Annotated in this window: 19 protein-coding genes; 9 read left to right on the top strand and 10 right to left on the bottom strand. The window is 61.2% G+C overall.

Annotation, left to right across the window (positions count from 1 at the left end; all coding sequences use genetic code 11):
• Nucleotides 1–23 precede the first annotated feature (23 nt).
• From PMI24_RS05015 to PMI24_RS05005, 3 genes are all read left to right on the top strand, one after another.
• Nucleotides 24–1,238 carry an MFS transporter gene (locus tag PMI24_RS05015; protein WP_007951596.1) on the top strand — a complete coding sequence of 405 codons (1,215 nt, stop codon included), beginning with the start codon at nucleotides 24–26 and terminating at the stop codon, nucleotides 1,236–1,238.
• A gap of 105 nt (nucleotides 1,239–1,343) precedes the next feature.
• Nucleotides 1,344–2,129, top strand: coding sequence for a sulfite exporter TauE/SafE family protein (locus PMI24_RS05010; RefSeq protein ID WP_007951595.1), 786 nt, complete (start codon nucleotides 1,344–1,346; stop codon nucleotides 2,127–2,129).
• Nucleotides 2,130–2,341: 212 nt separating this feature from the next.
• Complete coding sequence (locus PMI24_RS05005) at nucleotides 2,342–2,908, top strand: DUF4174 domain-containing protein (RefSeq protein WP_007951594.1); 567 nt, start codon at nucleotides 2,342–2,344, stop codon at nucleotides 2,906–2,908.
• A gap of 66 nt (nucleotides 2,909–2,974) precedes the next feature.
• Here PMI24_RS05005 and PMI24_RS05000 read toward each other — a convergent pair whose 3' ends face one another.
• The 4 genes from PMI24_RS05000 to ampC form a co-directional block, all read right to left on the bottom strand.
• The gene (locus PMI24_RS05000; protein ID WP_238553810.1) at nucleotides 2,975–5,089 is read right to left on the bottom strand and encodes an autotransporter outer membrane beta-barrel domain-containing protein; all 2,115 of its coding nucleotides are present in this window, start codon (nucleotides 5,087–5,089) and stop codon (nucleotides 2,975–2,977) included.
• 145 nt (nucleotides 5,090–5,234) lie between these two features.
• A complete protein-coding gene (locus PMI24_RS04995) occupies nucleotides 5,235–8,822 on the bottom strand; it encodes an ATP-binding protein (RefSeq protein ID WP_007951592.1) in 3,588 nt (1,195 codons plus the stop codon).
• 3 nt (nucleotides 8,823–8,825) lie between these two features.
• Complete coding sequence (locus PMI24_RS04990) at nucleotides 8,826–9,449, bottom strand: response regulator transcription factor (RefSeq protein WP_007951591.1); 624 nt, start codon at nucleotides 9,447–9,449, stop codon at nucleotides 8,826–8,828.
• A gap of 257 nt (nucleotides 9,450–9,706) precedes the next feature.
• Entirely contained in the window at nucleotides 9,707–10,873 is a 1,167-nt protein-coding gene (ampC, locus tag PMI24_RS04985; RefSeq protein WP_007951590.1) for a class C beta-lactamase, read from the bottom strand.
• A gap of 160 nt (nucleotides 10,874–11,033) precedes the next feature.
• Here ampC and PMI24_RS04980 point away from each other — a divergent pair, with 160 nt between their 5' ends.
• On the top strand, nucleotides 11,034–11,909 hold the full coding sequence (locus PMI24_RS04980) for a LysR family transcriptional regulator (RefSeq protein WP_007951589.1): 876 nt from the start codon (nucleotides 11,034–11,036) through the stop codon (nucleotides 11,907–11,909).
• On the opposite strand, the gene gudD is transcribed toward PMI24_RS04980, so the two are convergent.
• Together gudD and PMI24_RS04970 are read right to left on the bottom strand one after the other, a co-directional pair.
• Complete coding sequence (gene gudD, locus PMI24_RS04975; RefSeq protein WP_007951587.1) at nucleotides 11,906–13,249, bottom strand: glucarate dehydratase; 1,344 nt, start codon at nucleotides 13,247–13,249, stop codon at nucleotides 11,906–11,908. The two genes, PMI24_RS04980 and gudD, sit on opposite strands and share 4 nt — an antisense overlap.
• Nucleotides 13,250–13,263: 14 nt before the next feature.
• Nucleotides 13,264–14,610, bottom strand: coding sequence for an MFS transporter (locus PMI24_RS04970; RefSeq protein WP_007951586.1), 1,347 nt, complete (start codon nucleotides 14,608–14,610; stop codon nucleotides 13,264–13,266).
• 134 nt (nucleotides 14,611–14,744) lie between these two features.
• Between PMI24_RS04970 and PMI24_RS29600 the strand changes: the two genes are divergently transcribed.
• From PMI24_RS29600 to PMI24_RS04960, 3 genes are all read left to right on the top strand, one after another.
• Entirely contained in the window at nucleotides 14,745–14,870 is a 126-nt protein-coding gene (locus PMI24_RS29600) for a hypothetical protein (RefSeq protein ID WP_262160310.1), read from the top strand.
• Between the two features lie 104 nt (nucleotides 14,871–14,974).
• Nucleotides 14,975–15,688, top strand: coding sequence for a FadR/GntR family transcriptional regulator (locus PMI24_RS04965; RefSeq protein ID WP_045121657.1), 714 nt, complete (start codon nucleotides 14,975–14,977; stop codon nucleotides 15,686–15,688).
• 94 nt (nucleotides 15,689–15,782) lie between these two features.
• Nucleotides 15,783–16,013, top strand: coding sequence for a hypothetical protein (locus tag PMI24_RS04960; protein ID WP_007951584.1), 231 nt, complete (start codon nucleotides 15,783–15,785; stop codon nucleotides 16,011–16,013).
• Nucleotides 16,014–16,051: 38 nt separating this feature from the next.
• Here the strand turns inward: PMI24_RS04960 and trhP are convergent, their stop codons facing one another.
• Nucleotides 16,052–17,380, bottom strand: a complete 1,329-nt coding sequence (gene trhP / locus PMI24_RS04955; RefSeq protein ID WP_007951583.1) for a prephenate-dependent tRNA uridine(34) hydroxylase TrhP — start codon at nucleotides 17,378–17,380, stop codon at nucleotides 16,052–16,054.
• A 156-nt stretch (nucleotides 17,381–17,536) separates the two neighbouring features.
• On the opposite strand from trhP, the gene PMI24_RS04950 reads away from it, so the two are divergent.
• Nucleotides 17,537–18,598, top strand: a complete 1,062-nt coding sequence (locus PMI24_RS04950; protein ID WP_007951582.1) for an AI-2E family transporter — start codon at nucleotides 17,537–17,539, stop codon at nucleotides 18,596–18,598.
• Here the strand turns inward: PMI24_RS04950 and PMI24_RS04945 are convergent.
• The 3 genes from PMI24_RS04945 to PMI24_RS04935 all read right to left on the bottom strand — a co-directional run bounded on the left by PMI24_RS04945 (nucleotide 18,595) and on the right by PMI24_RS04935 (nucleotide 19,669).
• Complete coding sequence (locus tag PMI24_RS04945; RefSeq protein WP_007951581.1) at nucleotides 18,595–18,777, bottom strand: hypothetical protein; 183 nt, start codon at nucleotides 18,775–18,777, stop codon at nucleotides 18,595–18,597. The two genes, PMI24_RS04950 and PMI24_RS04945, sit on opposite strands and share 4 nt — an antisense overlap.
• Nucleotides 18,778–18,879: 102 nt before the next feature.
• Nucleotides 18,880–19,074, bottom strand: coding sequence for a hypothetical protein (locus tag PMI24_RS04940; RefSeq protein WP_007951579.1), 195 nt, complete (start codon nucleotides 19,072–19,074; stop codon nucleotides 18,880–18,882).
• A 244-nt stretch (nucleotides 19,075–19,318) separates the two neighbouring features.
• Complete coding sequence (locus PMI24_RS04935; protein ID WP_007951578.1) at nucleotides 19,319–19,669, bottom strand: hypothetical protein; 351 nt, start codon at nucleotides 19,667–19,669, stop codon at nucleotides 19,319–19,321.
• A 254-nt stretch (nucleotides 19,670–19,923) separates the two neighbouring features.
• Here PMI24_RS04935 and PMI24_RS04930 point away from each other — a divergent pair, with 254 nt between their 5' ends.
• Nucleotides 19,924–20,742, top strand: coding sequence for a shikimate 5-dehydrogenase (locus tag PMI24_RS04930; RefSeq protein WP_007951577.1), 819 nt, complete (start codon nucleotides 19,924–19,926; stop codon nucleotides 20,740–20,742).
• Nucleotides 20,743–20,747 lie beyond the last annotated feature (5 nt).

Raw genomic sequence — 20,747 nt, 5'->3', positions numbered from 1 at the left:
ACTCAAAGGGAGCTGCACCTGTCATGACCGACCCCGCAAGCGCCGAATTCACCCGCCTGGAACATGCCACCCGCACTGACAAACTGCCTTACGCCGCATTGCTGGCGTTTGCCATGACCGGCTTCATTGCCATCCTCACCGAAACCCTGCCGGCGGGTCTGTTGCCGCAGATCGGCGCCGGCCTCAACGTCAGCGAAGTGCTGGCCGGGCAACTGGTGACGCTGTATGCGCTGGGCTCGATTGTCGCGGCGATTCCGCTGACGGTCGCCACCCGTGGCTGGGGGCGCAAGCGGGTGCTGCTGATGACGGTCGGCGGGTTTCTGCTGTTCAACACCATCACCACGTTTTCCAGCCATTACGGCTTGACCCTGGCATCGCGGTTTCTGGCCGGGATGGCGGCGGGACTTTCGTGGGGGATCATGGCCGGTTACGCGCGCGGGATCGTACCGGTGCATCAGCAGGGTCGGGCGCTGGCGATTGCCATGCTTGGCACGCCGGTGGCGTTGTCGTTAGGCACGCCGGCCGGCACCTGGCTGGGCAATGTGATCGGCTGGCGCGCCTCGTTCGGGATCATGTCGGCACTGGCGCTGGTGCTGGCGGCGTGGATCGTTATCGCGGTGCCGGATCGTCCGGGTCAGGCCCGCGCCGAGCGTTTGCCGTTGATGCATTCGCTGCGTTTACCCGGCGTGCGCCCGGTGCTGTTCGTGGTGCTGACGTGGATGCTTGGGCACAACATTCTCTACACCTACATCGCGCCGTTTTTGACGCAGGCCGGTCTTGGCGAGCGGGTCGATCTGGTGCTGCTGGTCTTCGGTCTGTGCTCCCTGCTGGGGATCTGGATCATCGGTCTGCTGGTGGATCGCTGGTTGCGCGGGTTGGCCCTGATCAGCCTCGCGATATTTGCCGTGACCGCGCTGGTGCTGGCACTGGTCGCGCCGTCGCCCTGGCTGATTTATGCATGCATGGCGGTGTGGGGCCTGTCGTTCGGTGGCTCGGCGACGTTGCTGCTGACGGCTGCAGCGGACTCCGCCGGAGAACATGTGGATGTGGTGCAGGCGATGCTCACCACTTCATGGAACGTGGCGATTGCCGGCGGCGGATTGTTCGGCGGTTTGCTGCTGGACCGGGCGGGGGCGATGTCGTTTCCGTGGGCGTTGCTGATCCTGTCGCTGATCGCGCTGGCGACGGTCTGGCTCAATAGCACTCACAGTTTCAAACCAGGCCGACGACAGCACTGATACTGATGAAATGGCATAACGATAGATCCTATCGATATAGGGCGTTATAAGAAAACTGGTTATCCTGCGGGCCGGATTTTTCCTGTGGTTTGTCTGGACGTCTTAATGGAATTGGCAAATTTCGGCCTGGTGATTGCCGGGCTGGTCGTGGGGTTCATCGTCGGTATGACCGGTGTCGGCGGCGGTTCGTTGATGACGCCGATCCTGCTGTGGTTCGGCATCAATCCGGCCACGGCGGTGGGCACGGATCTGCTATACGCGGCCATCACCAAATCCAGCGGCGTGCTGGTCCACAGGAAGAACAAGAACATCGACTGGGCCATCACCGGCTGGCTGACCCTGGGCAGTGTCCCCGCGGTGGCGATGACCTTGTGGTTCCTCAGCACCCTGCACACCGCGCCGGACGCGATGAACGCCATCATCAAGCAGGCCCTGGGCTTCGTGCTGTTCGCCACGGCGCTGGCAATTCTGTTCAAAAAGCGCCTGCTGGAATTCGCCCACAAACGTGCCGGCGGCAACTACAACCCCAGCGGCGCGCGCCTGAATGTCATGACGGTGATCACCGGTCTGATCCTCGGCACCATGGTCGCCCTGACCTCGATCGGCGCCGGCGCCCTCGGCACTGTCGCGCTGTTCATCCTCTATCCGCTGCTGCCGACCCGCCGCCTGGTCGGCACCGAAATCGCCCATGCCGTTCCGCTGACCCTGGTCGCCGGCCTCGGCCACGCGAGCATGGGCAACATGGATTGGGGCGTGCTGGGCTTTCTGTTAATCGGCTCATTGCCGGGCATCTGGCTCGGCAGCCACCTGACCGGCCGCGTCTCCGATGAACTGCTGCGCCCGTGCCTGGCGACGATGCTGGTGTTGATCGGTTACAAGCTGGCGTTTTGATCGGCGAGCATCCATGGCCCTGAAGGCTCAAGCGTCTGGCTGACGCGGTCATAAAAGGTAAACAAATGGGCGACAGGATCGCGCCCGTCCGGTTGCGCAAAATCGGTGCTGACCTAAGCTTTGGGCAAGGCGAAACACTTTTGCCGGGCACCCCCCGGAACAATCGCCGCGATGCGCAATCATTAGAGCGTGGATATCAAAAGGAGATGCGCATGCTCATCAGGTCACTGACCCTGACACTCTTGCTGGCGATTGCCGGCCCCCTGTTCGCCGCCGACGGCGATTCCCCTCTGGACGTCGACAAGGGCATCAACCGCCCGGTGATCGTGATCGCTTCCAGTACGGTCGATTCTTATTGGGTCAGCCTGAAAAAAGCGCTGGACGACCCGGCCAACAAACAAGGCATCGCCGACCGCAAGATCAAGGTTTACACCATCCTGAGCATGAGCGGTCAGGTCGATGGCAAAAGCCTGGAGCAGCAGCAAACCATGGCGCTGCTGCGCTCGCTGAAGCTGGGCGCCGGGGCGTATCCGAAAGTCTTCCTGGTGGGCAAGGATGGAGAGACCAAACTGACGGCTTCGGGGGATGAAGCGGCGGCGGTCGATTTGAAGAAAATTTTCGACACCATTGATGCGCTGCCTGCCGCCGAGAAAGAAACTACTTCCACCGTGGTCACGGCCCCGGCTGCTGCAGAACCGGCACCGGCCAAGGGTGCGAAAGGGACAAAACCGGCGAAGCCGACCAAACCGGCCAAGCCGCCGGAAATGCCGGATGATTGATGGCGGCAGGCTCTGAATAAAAATGGCGAACGTTATAAAGCGTTCGCCATTTTTTTTGCCCGCCTGTCACCAGCTGTAGCGATACCCGACATTCACGGCCCATGGTTGCTCGATATCGCTGCCTTTTGTGTACAGGCCTTCGATATACGCATGGTGGTTCTGCGCGGCCGTCAGCACCAGGCCGCCGCCCAGTTCGGCCCGTGACCCCGGCAGGCGACTGTCGAGCTTCGCACCGCTGACGGTCACTTCGCTGTCGCCGGCATGCTCGGTGACCCACGCGGCTTTCACGTATGGCTTGATCCGCAGGCCCTGATCCAGCTGCCATTCGCGACCGAACTGACCGCCGACCCGGCTCTGCACCGAGGTCATTGCATCCTGTTGCACGTCCAGCCCGTTGCTGGCGACGTAATCGCCGCCGCTGATGTGTGTCACCTGCAAACCCGCCTGCGGTTCGACGAACCAGCCCCGGCCCAGATCGATGACCTTGCCCAGTTGCGTTTCTGCGCTCACGGCATGGTTGCTGTAGTGCGCCTTGACCGGCTCACCGAGGTTGCTGGTAATCTTGATTTCGTTGTCCAGCCGCGAATATTTCAGTGCGCCATCGACATACAACCCGCCCTGATCCTGATAGCTGGCGTAGGCACCGAACGTGGTGCTGTCGATCGTGCCCTTGCTGCGCTCACCGAAATCCTGGCGGCCCTGACCCAGACCGAACAGCGCTCCGACGTACAGCGTGCCATTGGCAATCGGTAGCGCCTTGTCAGCGCCGATTTCCATGCCGTTGGACTGCTGTTGAAAGGCGCGACTGGTGCGGGTGTCGAGTTTCTGTTCGGCACCGTAACCCCGAGCCCAGATGCCGCCCTGATCGTTGCCCGAACGCAGGTCGGAAAAGTGCTGCCGGGTGCTGGCGTTCTGTGCGTCGAGCAGCGCGGCGGTGGCGGCCTGACTGGCGACAGCGGCGTTCGCGCCTTTGCTGAGTGTCAGTGCTTGCGGTTGTGGTATCGCTGGCGGTTGACTGACCACCGGTTGCGCCACGGAGTCAGGCTGTCCATCAACCGGTTGTACTACGGTGTCCGGTTCGCCGTCGACGGGAGGAGTCTGAGGGTCCTGAATGTTTTCATCCGGTGTGCTGATCGCCGGTTTGCCCAGATACCAGTCGCTTCCCTGTTTCTGCAGCGAGTAGCGATACGCCCCCGCATCGACCGTGCCGCCAAACAGCTGGAAATCCCCGCTGCCACCGTTACCCTCGACCAGTTTCAAAGACTGCTGCGCGCCGCTCGGAGCGGCGCCGGAATCGGCCACTACCAGCGTGTGCAGGTCGTTGACCGCCCCTTGCACCTTGAGCAGGTCACCGCGCAACGACGCCAGGTCGGTGTTCATCACGAACGTCCCGTTGCCGTTCAAAGGGCCATTGATGGTCAGGGTGTGGAATGTTCCACCTACGGCCGGGTCGGCATATTCGACCCGGCCATCCACGAGGTTGGCGCCGCTTAGGGTTGCATCGCCCTTGAGGCGCAGCACTGCGCCGTCATTCAGAGTGGTGTCGCTCGCAGCCGCTCCGGCGCCAAGCACCATCAATCCGCCAGGGTTGACCGTCGTATTGAAGGCCGATGTGCCGGCCACACTGGTCATCACGCCGCCCTGATTGATCTGCGAATCAGCAGCCGATGCAAAGTCCTCGACCCTCAGTTCACCTCCGGCATTGATCGTGGTCTGCTGCGCATGGCCTTGCTGGTAGACCGTCATCAAGCTGTTGGCGACGCGGGTGTTTTTGGCCAATGCATCGCCGTAGACATACATCTGGCCACCGTCGAGCCGGGTATTGCTGACCGCCGCATTTTGCGTCACTTCAAAAAAACCATCGTTGACCTGGGTCGTCAGTGCTGTGGCGGAACCGGTCAACAGTAAGATGCCGTTGTCCATCAGGGTATCGGTGAGCTTCGCGCTGTCCTGGGCGTGCAGTCTGCCGCTGTCTTTGATCGTGGAGCCGCTGGCTTCGCCGGCATCCAGCACCTGGATCTCTCCGAGGCTCACGATACTGTCACTGAGCTTTGCATCGGTGCCGGCAAAAACCGTCAAGCCGTTATCGACCAGCAAATTGGTCTGTGGCGAGGTCAGGCAGGGCAGGCTGTCGCAACTTGCAGCCTGCACCACCATGGGTGCCGCACTCAGCGCCAACATTGCACCCGATATCGAAATCCGAGAAAACCGCACACCCAACGCAAACATGATGATCCGCCGACAACAGTGAGAAGAGGCGGCGAATTCTGCGCAGGCGAGGGGACGGGGTAACGCAGGTACTTCCCAAGTTTTTGTAGGAAGCGTCCTACATGGAAACGCTGTGCAAGGCCGTTTGCAGGTGCGTCTGCAGGCGCTTCATCTGCTGGCCGAAGGCTTCGAACAAACGGTGTACTTCCTGGCGCGTGGTGCTGACTTCGCAGGTCGACTCCAGTTGTTCGCACGCGGCAATCAGCGGCGCGGCGTGAATGATCCGCGCGCTGCCGAGGATCTTGTGGCAGCAGCGTTTCATCCCCGGAAAATCACCGGCCTGGAACAACGCCAGCATCGTCTCGAAGTCTTCCTGGTTGGTGCGCAGTACCGTGGCCAGCAGTTGCCGGGTTTGCGTGCTGTCACCGGCGGTGATGGCGCTGACTTTCGACAGGTCGAAGCACGGAGCGGTCGCCTGCCGGGCCTGTTCCGCTTGACGCAGATAATCTTCCAGCGCACGGCGGGTGAGCGGCTTGAACAGGCAATCGTTCATGCCGGCATCGAGACAGCGCTGGATTTCCTCGGTCTGCGCATGGGCGGTGAGGCCCAGCACATGGGTGGGAGCGCGGCCCTCGGCGGCTTCGATGGCGCGTAGTTGACGGGTCATCCTGTCGCCGTTGAGCAGCGGCATGTTGCAGTCGGTGATCAGGTAGTCGAAGGCGCCTTCACGCCAGAGACGTAGACCTTCGATCCCGTTTTCGGCGCAGGTCACGCGCATGCCCAGCGATTCCAGCTGACGCTGCAGCACCACGCGGTTGAACTCGTGATCCTCGACGATCAGCACGTCCCGCACAGGTAATGGCGGCAGGTTTTCCGGGGCAATCTGCGGCAGCGGCTCGTGGTCGGGCAGGCGTTGCAGATCGAGATTCAGCGTGAAGCAAGTGCCTTGGCCGGGGCGACTTTCGCAGGTCAACCGGCCGCCCATCAACTCAGTCAGTTGCCGACAGATCGACAGCCCCAGCCCCGTGCCGGTCTGCATTTCGCTGTCACCGGCCTCGAATTGCGTATAGGGCTGGAACAGACGCTGGCGCTGCTGGTCATCCAGGCCGATGCCGGTGTCGCGGACGGCCAGGCACAGATGCGTACGGTCAACGTCGGGCGTCAGGTTCAACTCGACGGTTACGCTTCCCTGCGGGGTGAACTTGATCGCATTGCTCAGCAGGTTCGAAAGAATCTGCCGAAAGCGCAGGGAATCGAGTTCCACGGCACTGTCGGCCTGGTCACTGATGAAGTTCAGCTCGAGGTTTTTCTGTCGGGCCAGGCTGGCGAATCCCTCAAGCACCGCGCGCGCCAGTTGTTCGGGATGGCAGCGGCTGCTGCGCAGTTCGAACTGGCCGGCCTCGATCTTGGTCAGGTCGAGAATTTCGCCGATCAATTCCATCATGCCGCCGGCGGACTGCTGGGCAATGTCGATCAGTTCGGTGTCGTCCGGGCGCGGGGCGTGCTGGCGGCGCAACAGTTCGAGCACGCCGATCAGGGCGCTCATCGGTGTGCGGATCTCGTGGCTCATCACCGCCAGAAAATGGCTCTTGCCCCGGTTTGCCGCCTCGGCCTGATGCTTGGCCGCGAGCAAGGCGTGTTGCAGGTGCTGCTGTTCGGTGAAGTCGATCCAGCCGCCGATCACCCCGGTCATCATCCCGTCGGAATCGCGGTAGGGCAGGGCCCAATGGTAGATGTGATAGGTCTTGTCCTTGACCGTCATGGTGAAGTTGTCGAACGACGGTTCACCGCTTTCCAGCGTGGCGCGGTGGATGCGTTTGTACTGGTGGGCGGTGTCCAGCGGCAGAATATCGGCCTCGATCAGCCCCTTGTTCAGCACCTGCTGCGGCTCGACTTCCATCACCTGCAGATAGGCGCGGTTGCAGCTCAGCAACAGACCCTTGCGGTCGCGCACGTAGATCGGGTGCGGCGTGCCGTCGACCAGCACTTGCATGAACAACAACTGATCGCTCAAGGCTTTCTGTGCTTTTTGCCGCTCGGCGATCTGCCGGCGCAGGCCGAAGTTCCACGCCAGAATGGCCAGCAAAACCGTCAACAGCACCAGAGTTGCACGCAGAATCCAGTGCTTGTAGGTGCTCCAGTCATCCTGGCGGTCTTGCGAGTTCTGCCAGCGGTTGGCCAGATCGCTGAGCTCGTCCGGGGCGATATCGAGCAGTGCCTTGTCGAGGATCGAGATCAGCATGGCATTCTGTTTGCCGCTGGAGAAACCGATCAGCGCCGGTTGCGAACCGAGCACCGAATCGATTTGCAGGCGACCGCGAAAGAACCGGTCGATCAGATACGCCGCGCCCATCTGCGGCTGGATCACGCCATCGACCTGGCCTTCGGCGAGCAGTTCGTAGGTCTCGATGGGTGTTTCGACCGGCACGGTCTGGATGTCCGGCCATTCGCGCTCCAGCCAGTTGGCGGCGGCAGAATCCTTGATGATCGCGACCCGATGGCCCTTGAGACCGGCCAGCCCCTGACGCTCCGGTTGCGTGCGAGTGACCAGCACGAACGGGTTGATCACGTAGGCCCGGGAGAACGTCAGGCGTTCGTCGCGCCGGGCGCTGTAGGTCATCGCGCCGATCAGGCTGGGCGGATCCCGTTGCGCGCGGCCAGTCATGGCGTCGACGGAAGACATCTTGACCGGCCGGAACGTCAGGCCGGTGCGGTCGTTGATGGTTTCCAACAGATCGGCGGCCATGCCTCGCAGCTGGCCTTCGTTGTCGAAGAAACTGAACGGTGAATAGCGGTCGTTGGCCAGGACCTCGATCTGCGGGTGATCCTTGATCCATTGCTGTTCGGCGGCCGTCAGTTGCAGGCGGTTGTAGCCGAGTTTCGGGTTGGCGCCGATGCCCCAGCGCCGGGCGATGACGGTGCGTTCCTGAGGCGTGATCTTCGCCATCGCGGCATTGAGCAGGCTGAGCAACCGCGCATCGTCCTGCTGCACGGCGAAGCTGAAGCCCAGCCCTTCGGAGTCCCGTTGAATGGTCTGTTTCAGGCTTTGCTGGTAGCTGCGTTCGAGCAGGTATTGCGCGGTAATCGCATCGGTCAGCAACACCATGCCTTCGCCGTAGGCCACAAGCCCGAGGCCTTGCTGGGTCGAATCGACGGCTTGCAGCGGGTGCTCGGGAAACAGCGACGCCACTCGCTCCCGGGTGATCCAGTCCTGATCGAACAGCACGGTGGTGCCGGCCGGCAGCCGATCATTGGACCAGTGGGTGCCGAAGTGGCTGATCAGCACGGCCTGATCGTAAGCGTAGGGCGCGCTCAGTCTCAGATCGCCGTAGTTCGCTTCGAGGTGATTGATGCGCGGCACCAGATCGACTTCGCCCCGTTGCAGCGCTGCGAGGGCATCCGACTGGTTGGCGTATTGCTCGATCTCGACCCGCAGGCCGAGGCTGCGGGCTACAAGGTCGAGATAGTCCGCCGACAGGCCTTCGTAATCCTTCTGGTTGGCGGTGATATCCAGCGGTGGCCGTTCCGGCGCATACACCCCGGCGCGCAGCACATTTTTGCTGGCCAGCCATTGGTGCTGGGCGTTGTTGAGGGGCAGGGCGACCTGATTGTCAGCGGCACGGCTGAGCAGGTTCAGCGCCCCGGCATTCGCTGTCAGCGCCAGCAGCGTCAGGCTCAACGCGCTCAGCCATCGCCCGAACCTCATGGTTCAGACCAGGTGATTGCGTTTGGCGAAATCGATCAGCTCAAGCAGCGTGCCTGCGTTGAGTTTCTGCATCAGGCGTGTCTTGTAGGTGCTGACGGTCTTGTTGCTGAGCAGCATGTCATCGGCGATCTCCTTGTTGCTTTTGCCCTGAGCCAGACCATGCAACACCTTGAGTTCACGTCGCGACACGCCATCGAGCAATTGCGCATCGTTCCGGGCAAAATCGCTGGACCGCACCGAATTCAGCGCATTGACCGGAAACCACGTCTTGCCGCTGGCCACCGCTTTGAGCGCGGTGACGATCTCCACCGGATCATCGACCTTCGACAAGAACGCCGACACTCCGGCCCGCAGGCATTGCGCCGCATAGGCCTGGCTTTTCAACCCGGTGTGCACCAGCACATGAGCCTTGCTGCCGCCGATGCGCAAGCGGTCGATCACCGCCATGCCGTCGAGCTGCGGGATATCCAGGTCGAGCACAATCGCATCGGGCCTGAGCGCGAACGCCTGGCTCAACGCATCCACACCATTGTCGCACTCACCCACAACCTCATGGCCTTCACGGGCCAGAATCATCCCGATCGCCATGCGCACTACCGCGTGATCATCGACCAACAGCACTTTCATGGATCAACCCTCAGGCCCTTTTTCAGCATAGTCCGCAGGGGGTGACAGGCCCGGCGGATCGGATGCGTGGTGGTGGGGCGGTGAAAAAAAGGCGCGATCCTACAAGGTTTGTGGGGGGAAGCAATGGGGCGTGTCGCGCAGAGGTATCTTTGGCGCTGGGGTGTATCTTTTTGTCAGGGGGCGGGCGAGAGAGTGCTTTTCAAACCCCCAAACAAAAACGGGCGACCTTCTCAGGTCGCCCGTTTTTTATGGCGTGATTACCGGGTCAACTCACTAAGAATCCTGTGCGCAATCTTCACCCGCTCTCCATTCGGGTAATTGCGGTTCGCCAGAATCACGATCCCGACTTTCTTCGATGGCACGAACGCGACGTACGCGCCGTAGCCAGCGGTGGAGCCGGTCTTGTTCAGCAGCACGTTCGCCGGTTCAGGCTGTGGCGGGGTGAGCCATTTGACCTTGTGCGGTTCCATGGCCATCGGCGTCGAGTTGCCGTCCAGCAGGCGGTCGAGGCTGATCGGGTAGGTGTAGCGTTCCCAGCCCAGGCCCTGGGTCATGTCGCCGACGGTGTAGTAACCGGTGTGGGTGAGGGCGATGGCTTTTTGCAGCGGTGCTTCGAGTTTGGCGGTGTCGAGGTTGGCCTGGGCGTATTGCAGCAGGTCGGCTGCGCTGGTTTTCACGCCGTAGGCTTCGGAGTCGAGGGCGCCGGGGCTGACTCGAACGGGTTTGTTGTTCTTGTCGTAGCCCTGGGCGTAGAGCTTTTCTTCAGACGCGGGCACCGACAGGAAGGTGTGCTTGAGCCCGAGTTTTGGCAGCAGGGTTTCGGTCATGACCTGATTGAACGGCTGGCCGAGGCTTTTCGCTGCCAGGTAGCCGAACAGGCCGATGCTCGGGTTGGAATAGAGGCGATGGCTGCCGGCCGGAAAGGTCGGTTTCCACTGTTGGTAATAGCCGAGCATCTTGTCGGAAGAATCCGCGGCGTCCGGGAATTGCAGCGGCAGGCCGCCGGGGCTGTAGGTGCCGAGTTGCAGCAGGCTGATGTGGTCGAAGGCGCTGCCTTTCAGTTCGGGCCAGTGCTGGCTGGCCTTGTCGGAGAACTCCAGTTTGCCGCTGGCCTGGGCGTAGGCGGCGAGGGTTGCGGTGAAGGTTTTGCTCACCGAGCCGATTTCGAACAGGGTGTTTTCACTCACCGCTTGCCCGGTGCTTTTGTCGGCGACACCGTAGTTAAAGTAATGTGCCTTGCCATCGACGGTCACGGCCACGGCCAGACCGGCGATATCCTGTTGCTGCATGACCGGGGTCACAGTGGCTTTGACCAGCGCCTGCAACTGATCGTCGGTTTGCGGGGCGGCCAGGCAGGTGGCGGCGCTGAAGAAAAGTCCGAAAGCGCTGAAGCGCTTGAGTTTGTTCAGGTTGATCGAAGACATGCGTGAACCACTCTCCATGAGTGTTGATGGTGTTATCCCGCTACACTGCGAGCGTTTTCCGTCGGGCCGGCTGATCGGCGCCGCCAAATCTAGGCAGTCCGGGGTCTTTCGACAAACGATGAAATCTCGGACGAGCCATTAGAAAAATTTGGGACTTGGCATGATTCGACCTCAATTGCCCTTGAATGCATTGCGCGCCTTTGAAGCCTCTGCGCGCCACTTGAGCTTTACCCGTGCGGCCGTGGAGTTGTGCGTGACCCAGGCGGCCGTCAGCCATCAGGTCAAAAGCCTGGAGGCGCAACTCGGCGTGATCCTGTTCAAACGCCTGCCCCGTGGGCTGATGCTGACCGGCGAGGGCGAAACCCTGCTGCCGGTGCTGACCACGTCGTTCGATCATATCGCGCAGATGCTCGAGCGTCTGGCGGGCGGGCAATATCGGGAAATGCTCACGGTCGGCGCGGTGGGCACCTTCGCCGTGGGCTGGTTGTTGCCGAGGCTGGCGGACTTTCAGGCGAAACATCCGCTCATAGATTTGCGGCTGTCGACCAACAACAATCGGGTGGACGTAGCCGCCGAAGGGCTGGATTACGCGATCCGGTTTGGCGCCGGGGCATGGCACGGCATCGAGGCGACCCGTTTGCTGGAGGCACCGTTGTCGGTGCTCTGCGTGCCGGAAATCGCCCGGCAACTGCACACGCCGGGAGATCTTTTGCAACAGCGCTTGCTGCGTTCCTATCGCACCGATGAGTGGTCGGAATGGTTTCACGCGGCCGGTCTGGCGACCCATGCCGCGCCGCCCCAGAGCATCGTGTTCGACTCGTCGCTGGCGATGATGGAGGCGGCGTTGCAGGGCGGCGGGGTGGCACTGGCGCCGCCGCTGATGTTTGCCCGGCAACTGGCGGCGGACCTGATCCGCCAACCCTTTGCCATCGAAATCACCACCGGCAGCTATTGGCTGACGCGCTTGCAGTCACGGCCGGAGACGTCGGCAATGGCGGCGTTCAGGCACTGGCTGTTGGAGGCTGCGCAGGCTTAGCGCACCAGGCACGGCTTCTTGTTATCGAACGTCCAGCCCGGAATCAGAAACTGCATCGCCACGCTGTCATCCCGCGCGCCCAGCCCCATGCCTTTATAGAGTTCGTGGGCCTTGGCCACCTGATCCATGTCCAGCTCCACGCCCAGCCCCGGTTTCTTCGGCACCTGCACGCAGCCGTCGACGATTTGCAACGGCGCCTTGGTCAGGCGCTGGCCGTCCTGCCAGATCCAGTGGGTGTCGATGGCGGTGATGTCGCCCGGCGCGGCGGCCGCGACGTGGGTGAACATCGCCAGGGATATGTCGAAGTGGTTGTTGGAGTGCGAGCCCCAGGTCAGGCCCCATTCGTGGCACATCTGCGCCACGCGCACCGAACCCTGCATGGTCCAGAAATGCGGATCGGCCAGCGGGATGTCCACCGACTGCAACTGAATCGCGTGGCCCATCTCGCGCCAGTCGGTGGCGATCATGTTGGTGGCGGTTTTCAGCCCGGTGGCGCGACGGAATTCGGCCATCACTTCGCGGCCCGAGTAACCGTTTTCCGCGCCGCACGGATCTTCCGCGTAAGCCAGCACATTATGCTGGTCGCGGCACAAACGGATCGCCTCTTTCAATGACCACGCGCCGTTCGGATCGAGGGTGATACGGGCATCGGGGAAGCGTTCGGCCAGTGCGGTCACCGCTTCGATTTCAGCATCGCCGCTGAGTACGCCGCCCTTGAGCTTGAAGTCCTTGAAGCCATAGCGCGCGTGGGCAGCTTCGGCCAGGCGCACCACGGCGTCGGCGGTCATGGCTTTCTCGTGACGTACGCGGAACCAGTCATTGTCGGCATCCGGTTCGCTGCGGTAGGCGAGGTCGGTTTCCCGGCGATCGCCCACGTAGAACAGATAACCGAGCATCTTCACTTCATCGCGCTGCTGACCTTCGCCGAGCAATGCCGCCACCGGTACATCAAGATGCTGGCCGAGCAGGTCGAGCAGGGCGGCTTCGAGCCCGGTGACTGCGTGAATGGTGATGCGCAGATCGAACGTCTGGAGGCCACGGCCGCCGGCATCGCGGTCAGCGAAGGTCTGGCGCACCTGGTTGAGGATCTTCTGATACGTGCCGATCGGGCTGCCGACCACCAGACTGCGCGCGTCTTCAAGAGTCTGGCGGATGCGATCGCCGCCGGGTACTTCACCGACGCCGGTGTGGCCGGCGTTGTCCTTGAGGATGACGATGTTGCGGGTGAAAAACGGCCCGTGGGCGCCGCTCAGGTTGAGCAGCATGCCGTCGTGGCCGGCCACCGGGATGACTTGCATCTCGGTGATGATCGGGGCTTTGGCGATGTCGTGTGCGGTCATTTGGGATTGTCCTTTCAAGCGTGTTTCGGCGCGGCATCGGCCACGGCGACGTCAGGTGCGGATTTGGGTGTCATGCGGGCGGCGAACACGATGATCGCGGCGATGATCGAGGTCGCGGCCAGGCCATAGAGGCCGCCCTGGATCGAACCGGTGTGTTGTTCCAGCAGACCGAAAGTGGTCGGGGCGACGAAGCCGCCGAGGTTGCCCACCGAGTTGATCAGCGCGATGACGGCAGCGGCGATCCGTGCGTCGAGATAAGCCTGCGGAATCGGCCAGAACAGCGAAGACGCGGATTTGAAACCCAGCGCAGCAAAGCAGATCGCGACGAAGGCAAAAATCGGCCCGCCGGTGGTGGACATGAACATCCCCGCAGCGGCGATCAACAGTGCTGTGGCGACCCACGCCTGCTGGTGTTTCCACTTCGCCGAGAACGAGGCGAATGCGTACATGCCGATGATCGACAGCAGCCACGGAATCGAGTTGAACAGGCCGACCTGGAAGTCGCTCATCTCGCCCATCTTCTTGATGATGCTCGGCAGCCAGAACGTCGCAGCGTAGATGGTCAATTGAATGAAGAAGTAGATCAGGCAGAACAGGATGATCTGGCGATCCTTGAGCAGTTTGCCCAGCGACGGCCGGATCGGGGTCGCGGCTTCGCGGGCCTTCTGCTCATCGTCGATCGCTTTGACCAGCGCATCCTGCTCGGCGCGGGTCAGCCATTTCGCATCGTGGGGTTTGGCGTCGAGCCAGAACCACACGAATACGCACAGGCAGACCGAGAACATCCCTTCAATGAAATACATCCACTGCCAGCCGTGCAGGCCCAGACCTTCGATCTGCAGCAATAGGCCGGACAACGGGCCGGAAATCAGCGAGGCCACGGCCGAACCGCTCAAGAAAATCGCAATCGCCTTGCCGCGCTCGGCCCCTGGCAACCAGCGGGTGAAGTAGTAGATCACCCCGGGAAAGAACCCGGCCTCGGCCACGCCGAGCAGGAAACGCAGGATGTAGAAGTGGGTTTCGTTCTGGATGAACGCCATGCCGGCGGCCACCAGACCCCAGGTGAACATGATGCGGGTCAGCCAGATTCGCGCGCCGACCTTTTGCAGCAGCATGTTGGAAGGGACTTCGAACAGCGCGTAACCGATGAAGAACAGCCCGGCACCGAAACCGTAGGCCGCGGCACCGATGCCGAGGTCGTGTTCCATGTGGGTGCGGACGAAGCCGATGTTCACCCGGTCAATGTAATTGACGATGAACATGATGACGAACAGCGGCAGGACGTGGCGTTTGACTTTGGCAATGGCGGAGGACAGCACGGAATCGGCGCCCTCGTTCATCCCGGCAATGGATGATTTCACTTGGTTTTCTCCCACTCGTTATTTTTATGCGGGGTGTGTCTGGTGTTGCGTTGTTGATAGACATCATACAACCAGATTTTTTTTTCCTACAAGCGGTAGGGCTCAATCAAATTTGTCTACGGGAGGCGGTTTTTATGCTTTTTAAGATTTTAAGTGCCGTATTTGTTGGCTTTGGTAAAGGTTTTATCAGATATGGCAGAGCATTCCATGCCAGTGATCGTGGGGCGATTGCTCGACGCAAAGGAGAGTTTTCTAACTGAAACCTAGTGTTGTCATACAAGTTGAGGCCTGAAATTGATAGGAGCTCATACAAGTGATCACCTCCAGTGCTACGATCGGTTTGCCCCGATCACCGGAACCGACCATGCAAGAAGACCTCGACGCTCCCGCCCGTAAACGCGCGCACAACCTGGCCCATGACCTGGTGGAAAAACTCACCCAGAGCATCCTGCTCGGCCAGATGTTGCCCGGTGACAAGTTGCCGTCGGAAAACTCGATCGTTCAGGAACACGGCGTCAGTCGCACCGTGGTGCGTGAGGCGATTTCCAAATTGCAGGCGTCGGGGCTGGTGGAGACGCGGCACGGCATCGGCACCTTCGTGATCGAGCGCGCGCCGGAGCAGGGATTGCGGCTGAATGTCGACACCGCGCTGGGCGTGCGCAGCATTCTCGAATTGCGCATGGGGCTGGAGACGCAAGCGGTGGCACTGGCGGCGCAGCGTCGTACCGAACAGCAACTGGTGCAGATGCGTCAGGCGCTGGACGACTATCAGCGTCTATTGGCCAACAACGACAGTTGCGTCGAGGCCGACCGGCGCTTCCACCTGTTGATTGCCGAAGCCACCGGCAATGTCTGCTTCACCGAAATCATGCAGCACCTGGGCAGCGCAATGATCCCGCGCACCCGGGTCAACGCGGCCGAGCGCGGCGCGGAGGATTTGAGCAAGCTCGGGCAACTGGCGAATCTTGAGCATGAGGCGATCCTCAATGCGATCAAGCGTCAGGACCCGGACGCGGCGCGCGCAGCGATGTGGCTGCACCTGACCAACAGTCGCGACCGGTTTTCAGCCCGGGGCTGAATGCCGCTGGTCTGTTCGATAGCACGCCCTGTGCGGCGGCACTTCCAACGAGTACGACCCGGATATTCCGGGCCTCATTCTTTGAGGTGCAATCATGGCTGACGATACGCTGTTTCAGGGAGGCACGGCCCCAACCGACCCTACCCGCAAAGTCCCCGGTACGGATGAACCGACGCTGGCCGATCACGAGATGCCACCGGGCGTGATGCCTGGGCGCGATCCGTTGAGCGATGCCGACCGGCCGGAAGACTGGAAGGATCCGTCGTCTGATGAAGACATGCCGCCGGCTGATGAGCCGACACCGCTGTCCGATGACAGGCGTTGAATAAAACCCGGCTGATTGGCCGGGTTTTTTTGCTGCTTCTAAACAGCGCCGAGATCGCGCATCAACAAGCCGAAGCGCAAATCCACCGCATCCGGAATCGGCAGATACACCGTATGCCCGTCCCCCGGCGCCACGTCGATGGCTTCGTCTTTAAGGTTCCGCAATTCATGCAGATCAAAATGAAAGTTGCCCTTGGGCGTCATCAGTTCCAGATGATCGCCCAGCGCAAAGCGGTTCTTCACCTTGACCTCGGCCAGCCGGTCCCGGCGTTCGCCGGTCAGTTCGCCCACAAACTGCTGACGCTCCGACACCGAGCTGCCGTTCTGATAGTTCTGGTATTCGTCATGCACATGGCGGCGCAGGAAGCCTTCGGTGTAGCCGCGCTGGGCGAGGGATTCCAGATCGGTCATCAGGCTGCGGTTGAATTCGCGGCCGGCCACCGCATCGTCGATGGCCCGGCGATAGACCTGAGTGGTGCGGGCGCAATAGAAGTGGGATTTGGTCCGGCCTTCGATCTTCAGTGAGTGCACGCCCATGCGGGTCAGGCGTTCGACGTGCTGCACCGCGCGCAGGTCCTTGGCGTTCATGATGTAGGTGCCGTGTTCGTCTTCGAATGCCGGCATCAACTCGCCGGGACGGTTGGCTTCCTGCAACAGGAACACCTGATCGGTGGGAGCGCCGAGGCCGAGAGTCGGTTGCGGTTCGAAGGTCTGCACGATTTCGCCGAGCTGGTTTTCGCTGGCCTCCTGCGCCGAGTATTTCCAGCGGCAGGCGTTGGTGCAGGTGCCCTGATTGGCGTCGCGCTTGTTCATGTAACCCGAGAGCAGGCAGCGGCCGGAATAGGCCATGCACAGCGCGCCGTGGACGAACACTTCAAGCTCCATGCCCGGCACTTGCTCGCGGATTTCGCCGATTTCTTCCAGCGACAATTCACGGGACAGGATGATCCGGCTCAGTCCCTGTTGCTGCCAGAACTCGACGCTCGCCCAGTTCACCGTGTTGGCCTGCACCGACAGGTGGATCGGCATCTGCGGAAAGTGCCGGCGCACCAGCATGATCAGGCCGGGGTCGGACATGATCAGCGCATCCGGCGCCATCTCGATCACTGGCGCCAGATCCTTGAGGAAGGTCTTCAGCTTGGCGTTATGCGGCGCGATGTTGACCACCACGTAGAAGCGCTTGCCCTGGGCCTGGGCTTCACGAATGCCGAGGGCGAGATTGGCGTGATCGAACTCGTTGTTGCGCACCCGCAGGCTGTAGCGCGGCTGGCCGGCGTACACCGCATCGGCCCCGTAGGCGAAGGCGTAGCGCATGTTTTTCAGGGTGCCGGCGGGGGCGAGCAGTTCGGGGGTGAAGGAGGTCGTCATGGCGGCGTCGGTCGCAAAAGCGCGGCAGGGTAGAGCAGTTGCGCCGAGGGTTTATTGATCTGGATCTATGCTCCATGAAGAAACAGGGCACTCGCGCTGACGCTGGCTGACTAAACGGGACGGGCGCGGGTGGCGCCTGACTGACCTGGACCGGACATGAACCAAAAGAGTCTGCAATTCAAATCCCTCACCGTGCTGCTGTTTCTGGTGACGGTCGCCTTTATCTGGATCCTGCTGCCGTTCTACGGCGCGGTGTTCTGGGCGGTGATTCTCGGCATCCTGTTCGCGCCGATGCAGCGCCAGTTGCAATTGAAATTCGGCTGGCAACGCAACCTGACATCACTGTGTACGTTGAGTGTCTGCCTGGTGATCGCGATCCTGCCGGTGATCGTCATCAGTGTGCTGCTGGTGCAGGAAGGGGCGACGCTTTACGACAATATCGAAAGCGGCAAGCTCGATATCGGAGCGTATCTGGCGCAGTTCAAACACAGCCTGCCGCCGTACTTTCAGCACTTGCTCGACCGCTTCGGCATGGGCGAACTCAATGCCTTGCGCGAGAAAATCGTCAAGGCCTCGATGCAGGGCAGTCAGGTGCTGGCGAGTCAGGCCTTCAGTTTCGGCCAGGGCACGTTCGATTTCGTGGTGAGTTTTTTCATCATGCTGTACTTGCTGTTTTTCTTCCTGCGCGATGGCGCCGAACTGGCGCGCAAGGTGCGCACGGCGATACCGCTGGAGGAACATCACAAACGCCGTTTGCAGCTGAAATTCAACCGCGTGGTGCGCGCGACGGTGAAGGGCAATCTGCTGGTGGCGATCACGCAGGGTGCGCTGGGCGGGGCGATTTTCTGGTTTCTCGACATTCCCAGCGCGTTGCTCTGGGCGGTGCTGATGGCGTTTCTGTCGTTGCTGCCGGCGGTGGGGGCGGGGATTGTCTGGGTGCCGGTCGCGGCTTATTTCCTGCTCAGCGGGATGATCTGGCAGGGCGTGGTGCTGGGGTTGTTCGGGGTGTTCGTGATCGGTCTGGTGGATAACCTGCTGCGCCCGATCCTGGTGGGCAAGGACACCCGGATGCCGGACTACATGATCCTGATCTCGACCCTGGGCGGGTTGGCCGTCTTCGGGCTCAACGGTTTCGTGATCGGGCCGCTGATTGCGGCGCTGTTCATGTCGAGCTGGGCGCTGTTCATCGAAAGCAAACCGAAAGTGCAGCTGCCTTAAGCCTTGAACGGACCATTGAGCAGTTGTTGCGACAGTGCCTGCGCCGCCGGCAAGGACGTGAGCGGGCCGCTGACCGGCTCGCCGTCGCGTACCAGATACCAGCAGGCAAGCAGCCCCAGCTCTCTGAGCGAAGCGGGAACGGCGCTACCGACAACGGACATGATTTGAACCTGAGCCATGAGAAGTACCTCCATCAATCTATGGAGCTACCTTAGGGAGTTGGCCGTTTCAGGGACAATCAACGCTTTCGATAGTGGTCATTGACGCCAGTGAGGGCTGGCTCAATCCACTACTTGATCGAGCATGTGCACGATCTCGTGTTCATTGAGAAACCCCTTGCGCACCAGGTTTTCCGCCAGCAGCGAGAGAAACTTCGCCGTGCGGTGGCCTTCCAGGTGCTTGAGTTCGGTCAGGGCGTTGTAGACCTTGCTCGAGGTGCATAAACCGACGATGCGGTGCGGATTCTGTGTAGGCATTCAAGTCGTCCTTGTTGTTATCAACCTGTTGTATGCGGACGGATTCAGAGTGCGGTTCCGTCATGACAAATAGATGACCGTTTGTGTTTTGCCCCCGACGGTCGAGTCCATCATGCCGACTTTAACGGTTCAAACTGTCCCCACAGCGACCTTGGCGAGATTTTTTCAGACCTTGGCCGACGGACGGTTGGCTTTTCCGGAGGCAATAAAAAGCCCCGCTATCAAGCGGGGCTTCGTGTGCCGGTTACCAGCGCGGACCACCGTAATAGTGTGGTCGACCGTAATAACCGCGCGGCGGGCCGTAATAGACCGGGGCCGGTTGGACGTAGACCGGTTGCTGCACATAGACCGGAGCCGGCTGGTAATAGACCGGTGGCGGCGGTTGCTGCACGTAGACCGGTGCCGGTTGAGCGTAAACAGGCTGTTGGACGTACACCGGCCGATCCTGGTTGATGAGCGCCGAGCCGATGATGGCCGAGCCGACGATCGCACCAAATACCGCCGGGCCCTGCCAGCCACCGCCGTGGGCTTCTGCCTGACCCGTGATCGCGAATGCACCAATCAACAAGGCCACGATGGGGAGTTTACGAATCATGATAATTCCTCGGTTCTTCGACCCGGCGTCCGAACCTGCAACAGGCCCGGAATGGCGCGGGGATACTTCTAAGACAGCAACATTTTGAAAAACAGCACGGCCGCTGGGTAAATTTTGTGTAAGGTCTGTACCGGTTTGTTTACCGTATTTCCGGCATCGGCTGTGATGCCCGGAACAGACCGCCTTATGATCGTTCAGAACCCGATGGCCTGGCTAATCCCGTCCATCCGAAAGTGCATTCGAAGGAGCCTCCCATGCAGATGAACCCCAACAAAGACACCCAATTGTGCATGTCCCTGTCTGGGCGTCCCGGGAATTTCGGTCTGCGTTTTCATAACCATTTGTATGAACAACTGGGCCTGAATTTCTACTACAAGGCGTTCAGCAGCCAGGACCTGCCCGGTGCCGTCGGCGGGATCCGCGCGCTGGGGATTCGCGGTTGCGGCGTATCGATGCCGTTCAAGGAAGCCAGTATTGCGCTGGTCGATGAGCTGGATGCCTCGGCGGCAGCGATCCAGTCGATCAACACCATCGTCAACACCAACGGCCATCTCAAGGCCTACAACACCGATTACATTGCCATCGCCCAGTTGCTGGAAACCCACGCGGTGCCGAAGGACACGACTTTCGCCCTGCGTGGCAGTGGCGGCATGGCCAAGGCTGTGGCCGGTGCCTTGCGCGATGGCGGTTACAAAAACGGTTTGATCGTGGCCCGCAACGAGCGCGCCGGGCGTGCGCTGGCGGATTCACTCGGGTATCGCTGGCAGGCGGAACTGGGTGACGAGCGCCCGCAGATGTTGATCAACGTGACTCCGGTCGGGATGGATGGCGGTCCGGAAGCGGGTCAGCTTTCTTTTGATGTGGATGTGATCAAGTCAGCCGACACCGTGTTCGATGTGGTGGCGATCCCCTCGGAAACCCCGCTGATCGTGCGCGGTCGTGCAGAGGGTAAAAAGGTGATCACCGGGCTGGAAGTGATCGCGATTCAGGCGCTTGAGCAGTTCGTGCTGTACACCGGCGTGCGGCCGACGGTCGAGCAGTTCGATGCGGCGGTGGCGTTTGCCCGTAGCTAAAAGGC

The sequence above is a fragment of the Pseudomonas sp. GM25 genome (genome assembly GCF_000282255.1).
Classification (GTDB): Bacteria; Pseudomonadota; Gammaproteobacteria; order Pseudomonadales; family Pseudomonadaceae; genus Aquipseudomonas; species Aquipseudomonas aphyarum.
This window is presented reverse-complemented; position numbering and strand designations above follow the sequence as displayed.